The organism is Pseudomonas sp. G5001 (assembly GCF_013385475.1).
Classification (GTDB): Bacteria; Pseudomonadota; Gammaproteobacteria; order Pseudomonadales; family Pseudomonadaceae; genus Aquipseudomonas.
The window spans coordinates 13,288-28,867 of the sequence record NZ_JACAPZ010000021.1 but is presented as its reverse complement, the minus strand read 5'-3'; the positions used below and the strand labels follow the sequence as shown (position 1 = coordinate 28,867).

The 15,580-nt window shown below is 63.6% G+C and carries 12 protein-coding genes and 1 riboswitch; of the genes, 8 read left to right on the top strand and 4 right to left on the bottom strand.

Features of this window, described 5'->3' with window-relative positions; translation table 11 throughout:
• Positions 1-85 precede the first annotated feature (85 nt).
• Positions 86-253 (top strand): hypothetical protein, encoded by a 168-nt coding sequence (locus tag HX805_RS18725; protein ID WP_177117162.1) that lies wholly within the window; start codon positions 86-88, stop codon positions 251-253.
• 1 nt (position 254) lies between these two features.
• Here HX805_RS18725 and HX805_RS18720 read toward each other — a convergent pair whose 3' ends face one another.
• From HX805_RS18720 to HX805_RS18710, 3 genes are read right to left on the bottom strand one after another with little or no spacing between them, the layout of a single operon-like run.
• Positions 255-1,175: an ABC transporter substrate-binding protein gene (locus HX805_RS18720; RefSeq protein WP_177117168.1), complete on the bottom strand. Its 921-nt coding sequence runs from the start codon at positions 1,173-1,175 to the stop codon at positions 255-257.
• Positions 1,172-1,504, bottom strand: coding sequence for a ferredoxin (locus tag HX805_RS18715; RefSeq protein ID WP_008432571.1), 333 nt, complete (start codon positions 1,502-1,504; stop codon positions 1,172-1,174). Before HX805_RS18715 ends, HX805_RS18720 begins: the two co-directional genes overlap by 4 nt.
• A gap of 11 nt (positions 1,505-1,515) precedes the next feature.
• Positions 1,516-3,450: a TonB-dependent siderophore receptor gene (locus HX805_RS18710; protein WP_177117167.1), complete on the bottom strand. Its 1,935-nt coding sequence runs from the start codon at positions 3,448-3,450 to the stop codon at positions 1,516-1,518.
• Positions 3,451-3,543: 93 nt separating this feature from the next.
• Positions 3,544-3,751, bottom strand: a riboswitch (cobalamin riboswitch).
• A 101-nt stretch (positions 3,752-3,852) separates the two neighbouring features.
• Here HX805_RS18710 and lexA point away from each other — a divergent pair.
• The 6 genes from lexA to uvrA all read left to right on the top strand — a co-directional run bounded on the left by lexA (position 3,853) and on the right by uvrA (position 14,003).
• Positions 3,853-4,470 carry a transcriptional repressor LexA gene (gene lexA, locus HX805_RS18705; RefSeq protein ID WP_003210482.1) on the top strand — a complete coding sequence of 206 codons (618 nt, stop codon included), beginning with the start codon at positions 3,853-3,855 and terminating at the stop codon, positions 4,468-4,470.
• The gene (gene imuA / locus HX805_RS18700) at positions 4,470-5,081 is read left to right on the top strand and encodes a translesion DNA synthesis-associated protein ImuA (RefSeq protein WP_008432576.1); all 612 of its coding nucleotides are present in this window, start codon (positions 4,470-4,472) and stop codon (positions 5,079-5,081) included. Before lexA ends, imuA begins: the two co-directional genes overlap by 1 nt.
• Before the next feature lie 7 nt (positions 5,082-5,088).
• The gene (locus HX805_RS18695) at positions 5,089-6,504 is read left to right on the top strand and encodes a DNA polymerase Y family protein (protein WP_177117166.1); all 1,416 of its coding nucleotides are present in this window, start codon (positions 5,089-5,091) and stop codon (positions 6,502-6,504) included.
• On the top strand, positions 6,480-9,569 hold the full coding sequence (locus HX805_RS18690) for an error-prone DNA polymerase (RefSeq protein ID WP_371317079.1): 3,090 nt from the start codon (positions 6,480-6,482) through the stop codon (positions 9,567-9,569). Before HX805_RS18695 ends, HX805_RS18690 begins: the two co-directional genes overlap by 25 nt.
• Positions 9,570-9,682: 113 nt before the next feature.
• Positions 9,683-11,392: an ATP-binding protein gene (locus tag HX805_RS18685; protein WP_177019857.1), complete on the top strand. Its 1,710-nt coding sequence runs from the start codon at positions 9,683-9,685 to the stop codon at positions 11,390-11,392.
• Between the two features lie 82 nt (positions 11,393-11,474).
• Positions 11,475-14,003 carry an excinuclease ABC subunit UvrA gene (gene uvrA / locus HX805_RS18680; RefSeq protein ID WP_177080276.1) on the top strand — a complete coding sequence of 843 codons (2,529 nt, stop codon included), beginning with the start codon at positions 11,475-11,477 and terminating at the stop codon, positions 14,001-14,003.
• Positions 14,004-14,040: 37 nt separating this feature from the next.
• Here the strand turns inward: uvrA and HX805_RS18675 are convergent, their stop codons facing one another.
• A complete protein-coding gene (locus HX805_RS18675) occupies positions 14,041-14,988 on the bottom strand; it encodes an AraC family transcriptional regulator (RefSeq protein ID WP_177080275.1) in 948 nt (315 codons plus the stop codon).
• Between the two features lie 161 nt (positions 14,989-15,149).
• Between HX805_RS18675 and HX805_RS18670 the strand changes: the two genes are divergently transcribed.
• On the top strand, positions 15,150-15,578 hold the full coding sequence (locus HX805_RS18670) for a hypothetical protein (protein ID WP_003210496.1): 429 nt from the start codon (positions 15,150-15,152) through the stop codon (positions 15,576-15,578).
• Positions 15,579-15,580: the final 2 nt, after the last annotated feature.

The window sequence follows — 15,580 nt, the reverse complement described above, 5'->3', positions numbered from 1 at the left end:
TGATCGCCCCTTTTTTTCGTCTTGGGGGCCCGGCTTTCCCAGGTGGGATGGTGGTGCGGTCGAGCCGGTAGTCACTGAGGCCGGGATGAGTGATATCTCGGTCACCAAGTGCGAGCTCTATCACCCTGATCTGTCAGGCCAGGAGCTGGAGGCGATTAAAAGTACGAAGCGCTCAGCATTGGAAACCTACAGCGTTTCACAACTTTGGTCGGTGGCATGGACTGAGGAAATTGGTCAGACGCTTCGCTCGTGAATTATTCAGCCAGTTGTTTGAATTGCCTCGCCAACTCCAACACGACTCGGCCGCTATTCGCGGTGGGCACCAAATGGGTAAACGGAATATCGATCATCCGATTCTCCCGCACCGCCCGCAAACGCGACAGCACCGGGTCGGTGGTCAGCAACTGACGTTTGCGGCTGGCCGGTGACCACAGCGCATCCGCCAGCAAGATCACATCCGGGTCACTCATCAGCAGGGTTTCGCTGCTCACGGTGACGCGGTATTGGTTGATCCCGGCGAATAAATTGCGCGCACCAGCGGCCGCCACCAACGTGGTGACGAACCCACGCCGGCCTTCGCTGTCCAGCCCGTTGACCTCACTGTCCAGGTAGAACACCGACATCGGTTTACCTTCGCCCACCAGGGCCTGGGCACTGGCCAGGTCGGCGTCCATGGCATCGCTCAACGCCCGCGCCCGTTGCTGTTTGTGCACCAGGGCGCCGAGGGTAAACAGGTCGTTGCGAATATGCCCGAAGTAATCCAGCGAGTGCCCGTCGCACGCCGACTCCAGCAAGTACGACCCAACCCCGTTGCCTGCCAACCCTGTGCGGGAGGTGACACCAGTGCCAAAGGCAGTGGCGAATCCACCGACCACCAGATCCGGTTTCTGCGCATAGAGCACTTCGCTGGACGGGTACTTGGGCGCAATCACCGGCACGCCGAAATACTCGCCGTGTCGGTGGGCCACACCGTTGTCATCCAGATACGCCACGCCCACCAAGGCCGGGCCGACATCCAGCGCCAACAGCAGGTCTGCGGCATGCTGGTTGAGGGCCACGATGCGCGAAGGCGGTGAGTGGGCGGCGGTCCAATCCTGGTTGCAGTTGCGAAAGCTGTCGGCCAATACCGATGGCGCGCAGAGCAGGGCGCCCAGCAGCAGCCACGAGGCCTTCATGGGCGCTCCTTGATCAGCAGATCCTCGACGACTTCGCCGCCCACCAGATGCACTTCCACCAGCCGTTGCACATCGTCTTTGTTGTGCACGCCGTACCAGCAAGTGTCCGGGTACACCGTCACGATTGGCCCCAGGTTGCACGGGAACTGGCAGTGGGTGCGTGTCAGCAGCACGCCGCCAGGCTTTTCGATGCAGTCGTGTTGCAGCAGGTGGCGGCGCAGGGTTTTCCACAGTTGCAGCGCGCCACGCTGCGTACAGCGTGGGCCAGTGCACAGGAACACGTGACGGGCGTGGTCAGGCACGTGGGACCAGTCCGGATGAGTTTCCACGGGCGTACTCATCAGAAGCGATACGTGTAGCGTACTTCGGAGGTGAACGGCCGCCCGAGGTTGTCGACGTTGCTGGCGCGGCTGGTGACGTAGTCGCGGTCGAACAGGTTCTCTACCAGCAGGCTCACGCGGTGTTGGTGGGCGTTGTCGAGGTAGCGATAGGCGTCGGCATCCACCACGGTGTAGTTGCCGTATTCGACCTTTTTCGAGCTGACGATATCGCCGATGTAACGCACGGCGGTGCCGGCGCCCCACAGGCGGTCCGCCGATTCATAGCCGACCCGCGAGCGGGCGAAGAAGCCCGGGATATCGTTGATGGTGACACCCGCACGGGACTCGGTGAGGTTGCGGGTCATGTCGGCCTGCACGCTCCATTGTTCATTGAGCTGCAGCTTGGCGTCGGCCTCGAAACCACGCATCTGGATCTGCCCCTGGCCGTTGACCCACTGGATATCGTCCAGGGTGATCAGGTCGGTGATCTTGCGTTTGAACAGCGTGACGCTGGCGCTGAAGTCCCGGGCCAGCAGGCTGCCCTTGTAGTCGATGCCCAGTTCGGCGTTGCGGCTCTTCTCCGGCTTGAGGTTGCGGTTGCCTTTCTCATCGTCTTCGTTGACGAACAGTTGCTCGGCGTTTGGCAGTTTGTAGGCAGTGCCGTATTGGCCGCGCAGGGCCCAGTTGTCGTTGAGGTCGTAGAGCGAAGTGAGCATGCCGACAGTGGCGCTGTCGCCGCCGCTCATGGCTTCGTGGCGTACGCCGATGCTCGGGTGCCAGTTCGGCAGGGCTTCAATATTCGGGCGCAGTTGGGTGTACAGCGCGTGGGCCTGGGCCTTGTTGTCGTCGATGATCAATACATCGTCCTGGCCCTTGAACCACTGGTTGTCGGAACCGAATACCAGCACATGCTCACCGGGCAACACGGCCTTGCCTTCGGCCTGCACGCCCCAGTCGGTGAAGCCCCAGTAGTCGTTGTGGTTGATGGCCCGGGTGCCGCCGCCTTCGATATTGTTGATGCGGGTATAGCGCGTGTCCCAATCGTTGATATGGCCTTTGACGAAGTAGCTCAGGCGCTCGTTGAGGGTTTGCTCGAAGGTGGCCGTGGCGATCTGTTGCACGCGGTCGTTGGTGGTCTTGTGGTTGTCCACCGGGCGGGCGAAATCGAGGTTGGCGTCGGCGTACTGGTAAAACAGCTCAAGGCGCGTGTCATCGCCAAACGACTGGATCGCCTTGGTGCCGAAGGTGGTGACTTCGTAGGAGCGCTTCTTGTCGCTGACGTTTTTCATGTCGCGGTTGCGAAACGGCTGGTAGCCCTCGGAGACGTTGCGGCTGACGTAGGCCAGCAAGCCAAGATCGCCAAAACCGTTGTTGAAGATCTTCTCGATCCGGGCGTCGCCGGTGGTGCCGCCGAAGGTGTCTGCACCCAGGTTCACCTCGCCGGACGCCTCGCGGGTTTGCGGGCTGCGGGTAACGATGTTGATCACCCCCGACACCGCCTGGGTGCCGAACAGCAGGCTCTGGCCACCCTTGAGCACTTCGATGCGCTCGATGGCGTTGGCGGGCAGGGTGTCCAGGTACAGGCCGCCGTACAGGCGGTTGTTCAGGCGCACGCCGTCCAGCAGGATCAACGTGTCGTCGTTGCGCCCACCCAGCAGGGAATAAGTGCCGTAGTCGAACGGGCCATTCTTGGGTGCCACGTACAGGCCGGGGATGAACATCTGCATCACGCGCGACACATCGGCGGCGGGGCCGGCGCGTTCGATCTGTTCGCGGGTGACGATCTCGACCTTGCTGCCGTACTGGGCCATGTCGGCCACGGTAGTGGATTCCACCGAAGGTGCGGAAATGATCTGCTGCTTGAGCTCAAGGGGAGGGTCGTCGGCCAGCAGCAGGGGGCTGAACAGGCAGCCGAGCAACAGGCTGGGCACGGAAGTAGTGTAAGGTCGAATCATAGTCTTCTCGGAAAAGTATCTTTCGCGAAAAGCACGCACGAGTAGGCACCGAGCACACGCCAATACCGGCCCATGCCCGCCCACCGCAGGATTTTGCCAAACAGAATTCCAGGCCGGTCTCCGGGCTCACGCGTATGGACACCTTCACCTTCCCATGGCGCGCAGGCCACAGTGGTGTGTCGAAGGGGTCACGCGTCTACCGTTGCGGGGGCAGCACCGGACTGGCTCGAAAAGAGCGGCACCGGTTTCCCGTTTCACCCCATGCACGGCGGCATGAGGCACCTGAAACAGGCCGGCATCTGAACATTCGAAAGACCGTTCGTCAACTTGGCGGGTACTTTTCCGGTGGCTGCATGGGAAGCGACTGACGGATATTGCCAGAAAATTCCCACAGGAGTACAAATGTACTCCATGAAGAATCTAACGCCCCGCCGTACCGCCATCCTGACCTTTATCCGCGACCGTATCGCGCAGCAAGGCCAGTCTCCCAGCCTCGCCGAGATCGCCGAGGCGTTCGGCTTTGCCTCCCGCAGCGTGGCGCGCAAGCATGTGCTGGCGCTGACCGAGGGCGGCTTTATCGAGGTCAATCCCAACCAGGCGCGCGGCATCCGCCTGCTCAATCAACCGGCGCGGCCGGAGCTGTTGGATATTCCGGTGCTCGGCCGGGTGGCCGCCGGTTTGCCTATTGGCGCCGATGCCGAAGTGCACAACCGTCTATTGCTCGACCCGGGCATGTTCGCGAAAACCCCGGATTACCTGCTGCGGGTGCAGGGCGATTCGATGATCGAAGACGGCATCCTCGATGGCGACCTGGTAGGCGTACGCCGCAGTGCCGAGGCCTTGAACGGGCAGATCGTGGTGGCACGCCTGGACGGTGAAGTCACCATCAAACGTTTCGAACACGTGGGCGAGCGCGTGCGCCTGCTGCCGCGCAACCCCGCCTATCAACCCATCGTGGTGCGGCCCGATCAGGACCTGGCCATCGAAGGGGTGTTCTGCGGCCTGGTGAGGCAAGGCTGATGGGCGCCGTCGTTGCACTGGACTCGCTGTTCAATGGCGGCCGGGTCTGGAAAGGCCGGCCCGCCGCGCCGCCGGCCAGCGTCCATCCCACCGGGCTTGCGGCCCTGGATGCGGTGCTGCCCAGCGGTGGCTGGCCGGAAGCGGCGTTGAGCGAAATCCTGATGGCGAAGGAGGGCGTGGGCGAGTTGCAGCTGGTGTGGCCGACCCTGGCACGGTTGGCGGCGGCCGGTGAGCGCATCGTGCTGGTGGCGCCGCCCTACACGCCGTACCCCCACGCCTGGCAAAACGCCGGGGTGGATGTGCGCCAGCTGTCAGTGATCCAGGCCGATGAACGCGATGCCTTGTGGGCAGTGGAGCAATGCCTGCGTTCCGGCAGCTGTGGCGCGGTGCTGTGCTGGCCGCGCAAGGCCGATGACCGCGCCTTGCGCCGCTTGCAGGTGGCGGCGGAAACCGGCCAGACCCTGGCCTTTGCCTGGCGCTCCTTGAACGAGGCCATCAACCCGTCACCGGCCGCGTTGCGCCTGGCGGTTGAGGCGAGCCCTGCGCAAGTGCGGGTGCTCAAGTGCCGGGGTGGCCTGGCCCATCCCGCGCCCATTGCGCTTGGGCACTGAGGTTGGCATGCGCTGGGTGTGTATTGTGTTCCCGCAATTGGCGCTGGACGGGGTGCTGCGTCTGCGCCCCGAACCGGATCAGCCATTGGCCCTGTTGGCCGGCACGCCGCAGCGGCGGGTGCTGCAAACCGTCAATGACGCCGCGCGCAAACTCGGCCTGCGCCCCGGCCAATCCCTGACGGCGGCCCATGCCTTGACCAAGGCGTTCGCCTGCGCCGAATACGACCCGGCGCAGATCGAATACTGGCAGCAGTTTCTCGCCGCCTGGGCCTACCGTTTCAGCTCCCAGGTCAGCGTGTTCTACCCACGGGCGTTGCTGTTCGAGATCGAGTCGAGCCTGGGCCTGTTCGGGCCGTGGCCGTTGCTCGAAGCACGCTTGCGCAAGGAGCTGACCGAACTGGGGTTTCGTCACCGCATCGTCGCCGCGCCGAACCCGGCGGCGGCGCGGATATTGGCGAATGTCTACGACGGCCTGGCCGTGGCCGATGAGCAATACCTGCAACACGCCCTGGCACCGATCCCCATCGACCGCGCCGGCCTCGACCCGCAAGCCGCCAGCGCATTGTCGCGCATGGGCTTGCGCACCCTGGCCCAGGTGCAGGCGTTGCCTCGGCATACCCTGGCCCGGCGCTTCGATGCTGCGCTGCTCAAGCACCTCGATGCACTGTGCGGCCAACGGCCCCTGGCGCTGGCGTTCTACCAGCCGCCGGACCGGTTTGATGTGCGCATCGAGCTGAATTTTGATGTGTTGTCCCACCAGGCCTTGCTGTTTCCCTTGCGCCGTTTGACTGGCGACCTGTCGGCGTTCCTGTGTGGCCGCGACAGTGGCGTGCAGCGTTTTGACCTGCACCTGGAGCACGCGGCCGAGCCCGACAGCGTGATCAAGGTCGGCCTGCTCAGCGCCGAGCGTGACGCGGCGATGCTGTTCGAACTGGCCCGTGGGCGCCTGGAGCAAGTGCAAGTCACCTCGCCGGTGCGCGGCTTTCGCCTGGTGGCCGAGGACCTGCCGGTGTTTGTGCCCCAGCGCCAGGACCTGTTCGACGAGCGCCCGCAACAAACCCTGCCGTGGGAACAACTGCGCGAACGCCTGCGGGCGCGGCTGGGGGATGAAGCGGTGCAAGGCCTGCGGTTTCACGCCGACCACCGCCCCGAATGCGCCTGGCAAGCCGGTGCCGACACTCGCCCGTGTACCCCCTCAAATAACGTGCAGCGCCCGGGCTGGTTGCTGCATGAACCGACGCCTCTGGCCGAGCAAGGTCTACACATCCTGATGGGCCCGGAACGCATCGAGTCCGGCTGGTGGGATGGCGCCGATGTGCGCCGCGATTACTACCTGGTGCGCACCCGCGCCGGCCAGCAGGGCTGGGCTTACCGCACCGTGGGCGAAAGCGGCACGCTGTGGCTGCAAGGCTGGTTCGCATGAAGTACGCGGAGCTGCATTGTCTGTCCAACTTCAGTTTCCAGCGGGGCGCCTCCAGTGCCCGCGAGCTGTTTGAACGGGCCAGGCAGCAGGGTTACGAGGCGCTGGCCATCACCGATGAATGCACCTTGTCGGGCATCGTCCGTGCCTGGCAAGCGGCCAAGGAAGTCGGGTTGCCGCTGATTATCGGCAGCGAGATGCGCCTGGAAAACGGCCCCAAGCTAGTGCTGCTGGTGGAGAACCTGGAAGGCTATCAACACCTGTGCCGGCTGATCACCATCGCCCGTCGCCGTGCGGAAAAAGGTCACTACCGGTTGCTGCAGGAAGACTTCACCGCGGTACACGGCTTGCTCGCGTTATGGATGGTCGAAGACACCGACACCCAGGCCCATATCCAATGGCTGTGCAGCACCTTCACCGATCGCCTGTGGCTGGCGGTGGAACTGCATTGCGGCCAGAACGATGCCCGTCACCTTGAGCAACGCCTGAACCTGGCCGCCAGCCTGCACCTGCCGGCGGTGGCCTGCGGCGATGTGCATATGCATGTGCGCGGTCGCCGTGCGTTGCAAGACACCATGACCGCAATCCGTCACCACGTCCCGGTGGCCGAAGCCGGCGCGCGCCTGCATCCCAATGGTGAACGGCACTTGCGCAGCCTCGATGCATTGGCCGCGCTGTACCCGGCGCACTTGCTGGAAGAGTCCCTGAACATTGCCCGGCGTTGCACCTTTGACCTCGGCCAATTGCGCTATCAATACCCCAGGGAGTTGGTACCTGAAGGCCAGGATGCAAAATCCTGGTTACGCAGCTTGACCGAGCAAGGCATCGCCCAGCGTTGGCCGAAAGGGGTCGACGCCAAGACCCTCCAGCAGATCAATAACGAACTGGAACTGATCAGCGACCTCGGCTACGAAAGCTATTTCCTCACCGTACACGACATTGTGCGCTTCGCCCGCAGCCGTTCGATCCTGTGCCAGGGCCGTGGCTCGGCGGCCAACTCGGCGGTGTGTTTTGCCCTGGGCATCACCGAGATCAACCCGAGCCTGATGAACATGTTGTTCGAGCGCTTCCTGTCTCGCGAACGCAACGAGCCGCCGGACATCGACGTGGACTTCGAGCACGAACGCCGTGAGGAAGTGCTGCAATACGTCTTCCAGCGCTACGGGCGCACCCGCGCCGCGTTGACGGCGGTGGTCAGCAGCTACCACGGCGCCGGCGCGGTGCGCGACGTGGCCAAGGCCCTCGGGTTGCCGCCGGATCAGGTCAACGCCCTGGCCGACTGTTGTGGGCGCTGGAGCGACGAAGCACCGCCCCTGGAACGCCTGCGCGAAGGTGGTTTCGACCCCGACAGCCCGGTGCTGCGCCGGGTGCTCACACTCACTCAGCAACTGATCGGCTTCCCCCGGCACCTGTCCCAGCACCCCGGCGGCTTCGTGATTTCCGAACACCCGCTGGACACCCTGGTGCCGGTGGAAAATGCCGCCATGGCCGAGCGCACCATCATCCAGTGGGACAAGGACGACCTCGACGCCGTGGGCCTGCTCAAGGTGGACATCCTCGCGCTGGGCATGCTCAGTGCGATTCGCCGCTGCTTCGACCTGCTGCGCCGCCATCGCAACCGGGACCTGAGCCTGGCTTCGGTGCCCAAGGAAGACGCGGCAACCTACGCGATGATCAGCAAGGCCGACACTATCGGCGTGTTCCAGATTGAGTCGCGGGCGCAGATGTCGATGTTGCCCCGCCTGCGACCGGAAAAATTCTACGACCTGGTCATTGAGGTCGCCATCGTGCGGCCGGGGCCCATCCAGGGTGGCATGGTGCATCCGTACCTGCGGCGGCGGAACAAGGAGGAAGAAACCACCTACCCGTCGCCGGAACTCAAGTCCGTACTGGAACGCACCCTGGGCATCCCGCTGTTCCAGGAACAGGTCATGCAGATCGCCATGGTCGCCGCCGATTACACACCCGGCGAAGCCGACCAACTGCGCCGTTCCATGGCCGCCTGGAAACGCCACGGCGGCCTCGAACCCCATCAGCAACGCCTGCGCACCGGCATGCTGAAAAACGGCTACAGCGAAGCCTTCGCCGCGCAGATCTTCGAGCAGATCAAGGGCTTTGGCAGCTACGGTTTTCCCGAGTCCCACGCCGCCAGTTTCGCCTTGCTGACCTATGCCAGTTGCTGGCTCAAATGCCATGAACCGGCAGCGTTCGCCTGCGCCCTGATCAACAGCTGGCCCATGGGTTTCTACAGCCCCGACCAGATCCTGCAGGACGCCCGTCGCCATCATTTGCAGATCCGCTCGGTGGATGTGCAGGCCAGTGACTGGGATTGCAGCCTTGAGCCGATCGAAGGCCAGCAACCGGCGATTCGCATGGGCTTGCGCATGATCTCCGGGTTTCGCGAAGAGGATGGCCGGCGTATCGAAATGGCGCGCCAGGCCCGGGCGTTTTTTGATATTGCCGACTTGGGCGAGCGTGCCCAATTGGACACTCGCGCCCAGGAACTGCTGGCGGATGCCGGTGCCTTGCGCGGCCTGGCCGGGCATCGGCACCGGGCGCGTTGGGAGGTGGCCGGGGTGCAGAAACAACTGGGCCTGTTTGCCGGTATCGCCAGCCCGGAAGAGGCGGTGGTGGAGCTGCCGCAACCGACAGTCGGCGAAGATTTGTATGCCGACTACGCCAGCGTCGGCACCACCCTGGGCCCACACCCGTTGGCGCTGTTGCGCGATGAACTGCGCGCGCGGCGTTGCCGCAGTTCCAGGGAATTGCTGCAGGTTGAGCATGGCCGCAACGTCAGCGTCGCCGGCCTGGTCACCGGTCGACAACGCCCGGGCACGGCCAGCGGCGTTACCTTCGTCACCCTGGAAGATGAGTTCGGCAATATCAATGTGGTGGTCTGGCGCGATTTGGCCGAGCGCCAACGCCAGGCGCTGGTGGGCTCGCGGTTGCTCAAGGTGGATGGCCGCTGGGAGGCGGTGGGCGAGGTTCGGCACCTGATCGCCGGGCGCTTGACCGACCTGACCCCGTTGCTGTCGGGCATCAGTGTGCGCAGCCGGGACTTTCGCTGAGCCGGCCCTTGCTCCTTCCTGCCGGCATAAGCAATATGCGATGAAACCAACCGCCACTGCCGGGCTCAAAGTTTTCATCGCCGCCCACCTTTTATCTTTTGCAGAGCCGACCGATGCAGTTTTTATCCAATACCCACGGCTGTGAGGGTTGGGCTGGGGAAATGGCCCAGAGGATTCGTGCTTTCGATTGGTCCACCACCGACCTCGGCCCGATGAGTGCCTGGCCCTCCAGCCTGACCAGCGCCGTGCAGATGATGCTGGCATCGCCCATGCCCATGGTGATGCTGTGGGGGCACGCCGGTTACATGATCTACAACGACAGCTATTCGGTGTTTGCCGGCGGTCGCCACCCTTATCTGCTGGGTGCGCCGGTGGAACTGGGCTGGCCGGAAGTCGCCGACTTCAACCGCAATGTGGTCGACACCTGCCTGGCCGGCGGCACCTTGTCCTACCGCAACCTGCCCCTGGAACTGTTGCGCGACGGCCGCCCGGAAGAAGTCTGGATGGACCTGTATTACAGCCCCGTGGCCGGTGACGACCAACAACCGGCCGGGGTCCTGGCGATTGTGGTGGAGACCACCGAACATATGATCTCCGAGCGCCTGCGCCAGGAACTCACTCACAACCTGGAGCAGCGCGTGGCCGCGGAGGTGCAAGCCCGATCCGCCGCCGAAGAACAGTTGCGCCAATCACAGAAGCTGGAAGCCATCGGCGGCCTGACCGGCGGCGTGGCCCACGACTTCAACAACCTGCTGCAAGTGGTCGCCGGCAACCTGCACCTGCTGGCACGGCATGAGCCGGACAACCCCCAGGTGCAGCGCCGGGTCAGCGCCGCCATCGCGGCAGTGGAACGTGGGGCCAAACTGACCTCGCAACTGCTGGCCTTCGCCCGTCGCCAGCCATTGTCACCGGCGGTGTACAACCCGCTGCGCATCTATGAAGGCCTGGGCGAGTTGCTGCAGCGGGCGCTGGGAGAAACCATCCACATTGATGTGCAGCTGCCCCAGGATCCGTGGTGCATTAACGTCGACCGCAACCAACTGGAAAACGCGCTGCTCAACCTGGCGATCAATGCCCGGGATGCCATGAAAGGCGAGGGGGTGATTCGGATCACCGGCGAAAACATCATCCTCAACCCTCCGGATTGCGCCGGTAAAAGCATCAACCCCGGTGAATACGTGCGCCTGGCCGTCGCCGACAGCGGCGCCGGCATGTCACCAACGATCCTGGCACGGGCCTTCGAACCGTTTTTCACCACCAAGCCGAATGGCCACGGTACCGGCCTGGGCCTGAGCATGGTGTTTGGGTTCGTGCGCCAAAGTGGCGGGCATGTTGAGGTCGAGAGCGTGGAGGGCAGCGGTACCGTGGTGCAGATGTATTTCCCGCGCAACCTGGGAGAGCCGGAAAACCACGATGCGCCCGTCGAGCTCACACAACCCACCGGCGGCCATGAGACGATCCTGGTGGTTGAGGACAACGAAGGCGTACGCGCGGCCGCGGTGGAATTGCTTGAACAATCCGGCTACACCGTGCTCACCGCCGAAGACGGCGACCGGGCCATGCTGATGCTCCAGGCCGGCCTGCAACCGGACCTGATCTTCACCGACGTGGTGATGCCGGGCCGGGTCAAAAGCACCGACCTGGCCGAGTGGGCGCGCAGGCAAGTGCCGGCGATAGCGGTGCTGTTTACCTCCGGGCATACCCGCGACATTCTTTCCAGCAACCACCTGCTGGGCAACGACATTCACCTGCTGAGCAAACCCTATGGCCCGGATGACTTGGCGCAACGGGTGCGCTCGGTACTGACCTCCCGAATGATGTGACGGATGGAGATCCAGCCAGCAACACCAAGCCCGGCTCCCACAGTTGATCTTCACTGCCTTGAACACACCGATAAGGTTACCCATGACTTCCCAGCGCAATCTTCCCCCAGACACCTCACTCACCACCCAACGCCCAGGCTTCGTGCGGGTGCGGGGTGCCCGGGAGCACAACCTGCGCGACGTCGACGTGGACATCCCCCGCGACGCCCTGGTGGTGTTCACCGGCGTGTCAGGCTCCGGCAAGTCCTCGCTGGCATTCTCCACCGTCTACGCCGAAGCCCAGCGCCGCTACTTCGAATCCGTGGCGCCCTACGCCCGCCGCCTGATCGACCAGGTCGGCGTACCGGACGTCGACTCCATCGAAGGCCTGCCGCCCGCCGTGGCACTGCAACAACAGCGCGGTACACCCAGCACACGTTCCTCGGTGGGCAGCGTCACCACGTTGTCCAGCCTGATCCGCATGCTCTACTCCCGCGCCGGCAGTTACCCGGCGGGGCAACCGATGCTGTACGCCGAAGACTTTTCCCCCAACCTGCCCCAGGGCGCCTGCCCGCAATGCCACGGCCTGGGCCGCGTGTACGAAGTGACCGAAGCCCTGATGGTGCCCGATCCTTCCCTCACCATCCGCCAGCGCGCCGTGGCGTCCTGGCCGTTGGCGTGGCAAGGCCAGAACCAGCGCGACATCCTCGTCACCCTGGGCTACGACGTCGACATCCCGTGGCGCGACCTGCCGAAAAAGCAGCGCGACTGGATCCTCTTCACCGAAGAAACCCCCACCGTACCGGTGTACGCCGGCTTCACACCTGCCCAAACCCGCGACGCCCTCAAACGCAAACTCGAACCCAGCTACCAGGGCACCTTCACCGGCGCCCGCCGCTACATCCTGCACACCTTCACCCACTCCCAAAGCGCCCTGATGAAAAAGCGCGTGTCGCAGTTCATGCAAGGCAGCCCATGCCCGCTGTGCGAAGGCAAACGCCTGAACAAGGCCGCGCTGTCGGTGAAATTTGCCGGCGTGGACATTGGCGAACTGTCGCAAATGTCTCTGCTGCAACTCGCCGAACTGCTGCGACCGGTGGCCGAAGGGCAGGGCGATAAAAAGCTCTCCGTGGAAAAACGCCTGGCCGCCCAACGCATCGCCCAGGACCTGCTCGAACGCGTCAGCACCCTGACCGACCTCGGCCTGGGCTACCTGGCCCTGGAACGCAGCACACCGACCCTGTCCTCCGGCGAACTGCAACGCCTGCGCCTGGCCACCCAACTGGGCTCGCAACTGTTCGGCGTGATCTACGTGCTCGACGAACCTTCCGCCGGCCTGCACCCCGCTGACGGCGAAGCCCTGTTCGCCGCCCTCGACCGCCTGAAGGCCGCCGGCAACTCACTGTTCGTGGTGGAACACGACCTGGAAACCATGCGCCGGGCCGACTGGCTTATCGACGTCGGCCCGGCTGCCGGCGAGCACGGCGGCCAGGTCCTGTACAGCGGCCCACCCGCCGGCCTGGCGCAGGTCGAAGCCTCGCAAACCCGCGAATACCTGTTCGCCGAAAAACGCCCGGTCAGCCAACCACCGCGCCAACCCACCGGCTGGCTGAGCCTGGAAGGCGTCACGCGCAACAACCTCAAGGACCTCAGCGTGGACTTTCCCCTGGGCTGCTTCACCGCCGTCACCGGCATTTCCGGCTCGGGCAAATCCAGCCTCGTCAGCCAGGCGCTGTTGGAACTGGTAGGCGCAGGCCTGGGCCGCGTGGTGGAAACCGAAGACGAACCCAGCCTCGAAGACGACGCCCCGCAAACCAGCGGCGGCCGTATCAGCGGCGGGCTGGAACACATTCGCCGCCTGGTGCAGGTGGACCAGAAACCCATTGGCCGCACACCGCGCTCCAACCTCGCGACCTACACCGGCCTGTTCGACAACGTACGCAAACTGTTCGCCGCCACACCCGCGGCGAAAAAGCGCCATTTCGACGCTGGGCAATTTTCTTTCAACGTCGCCAAAGGCCGCTGCCCGAACTGCGAAGGCGAGGGGTTTGTCAGCGTTGAATTGCTGTTCATGCCCAGCGTGTACGCGCCATGCCCGACGTGCCACGGGGCGCGGTACAACCCGGAAACGTTAGCAATCAAGTGGGAAGGGCTGACCATCGCCCAGGTGCTGGGGCTGACGGTTGAACAGGCGGTAGAGGTATTTGCTGAAGAGCCGGGTGTGCTGCGCTCGCTGCAAGTGCTGCGGGATATTGGCTTGGGTTATTTGCGCCTTGGCCAGCCGGCGACCGAGTTGTCAGGCGGGGAAGCGCAGCGGATCAAGCTGGCGACCGAGCTGCAACGCAATGCCCGGGGCGCGACGTTGTATGTGCTGGATGAACCGACGACCGGGCTGCATCCGCGGGATGTGGACCGGTTGTTGAGCCAGTTGAATCATCTGGTGGAGGCGGGGCACACGGTGATTGTGGTGGAGCATGAAATGCGTGTGGTGGCCCAGAGTGATTGGGTGATTGATATTGGGCCGGGGGCTGGGGACAGAGGCGGGAAGGTGGTGGTGAGCGGGACGCCGCAGAAGGTGGCGAAGAGTAAGGGGAGCCGGACTGCGCCGTTTTTGGGGCGGGAATTGGGATAGCTAATGGCCGGAAGGGGTCTATTCATGGCTTTGCTCTCTAGCGTTCGGCACCTGGCGGGTGACCAAAGTAGGCCTTGTAGGCATGGTTGAAGTTAGCGGGATTGGCATAGCCCAGGCGGTAGGCGATCTGCGCCACCTGCCACTTGCGCTGACGAAGCAGATTGCGCGCAAGCTCCATGCGTTGCTGGCGCACATAATCCAGCATCGACTGGCCGTAGATTTGACTGAACGCCCGGCGCAGCGTGGTTTCCCCCACACCCAGGCTACGGGCCAGCGCTTGAGTGCCGGGAGGGTCGATCAGGTTGGCATCCAGTTGAAACCGCGCTTCATGGGCCAGGTCTGAATGACCGCGTACCGCAGGTATTGGCCTGGTAGGTTGAGGGGCAAGATGGGCTGCCAGCTCCACCAGCGCTGCCAGGCTCAGGCTTTCCTGATTAAGGCGCTCCAAGGCGCCTTGGTAGGGAGAGTGATATATCCGCTCCAGCAAACGCCCCAGTGCCGGGCACCCGTGCAGTCCCGAAAATTGAACGCCGTCATTGAGCAGGCTGAGTAACGGCTGGAGCGCCGAGTCTTCTTCGGCCAGCTCGCGCAAATAATCGCCTGCGATGCGTAGCCCGGCCATGCGCGCATGACTGCCGGCGGGCAGTTGATCGACGGTTTCCATGCTCTCACTCAGGCCCAGCACATGGACTGCGCCCGTGGTGTATTCATTGAGCACACCGTCGACCCGATGCTGCCACTGGCCGCCGAGCACCTGCACGATGCACACACTGTCGGGCAATACCTTGTGGATCTTCAGCGGCTCGGGGAACTGCAAGTCACAGTCGAAATACTGCAGGTCTGGCCGAACGGTCCGTGCGCGGTAGTGGCCGATGGCAGAACCAATAACCTGACGAGCGCTGTCGTCGAATACGCCGGCCTGGTCCAGGGGACCCGGGTGATCGAAGCAGAAGTGTGTGTCGAGATAAGGATTCTGGCGTTTCATCGAGAAGGGTTTGAGTCATGTCCTTATGTGTTCGCGCCATTGTACCCCGTCACTCGTCGTTGTGAACCGCAGTCTCATTGTTGTGCGCAACGGCCTGCACGGTTGGCAGATCGCCGAGGGTGACTTTCAATGGTCGGCCGTGAAATTCAAGGAACCTGAGTATGCTGATTTATCGCAAATGGGCTGCCGTGCTAAGCATGGTACTGGCCGTCATGACGGGCAATACCTTCGCTCAAGATCGCCCGGAAGTCGCAGATAAGGTCGCTGCGTATTCGGGTGAGGCCGGGGTGAAAGTCTGGACACTGCGTATCGGGGCCCGTGACGAAAATCAGGCACTGGTGCAAGTGGAAGGGGCTGACCACGACTGGAACCTGAAAATCCAAAAGATGTCCGTCGAGAAGACCAGCAAGGACACGCGCTATTACACCACGGTAGACGGTCAGAAGTTCGTCGTGTTGATTCTGCAAAACGGCTGGGGAGAGCTGTACTTGCCAGGCGAAGCAAAAGCGCTGGCCGTCGCCTATAACGAGGCGTTGGCGAGTCAGGGCAATGCGCAAGCATTTCTCACTGACTATCTCCAGGCGAACTGAGC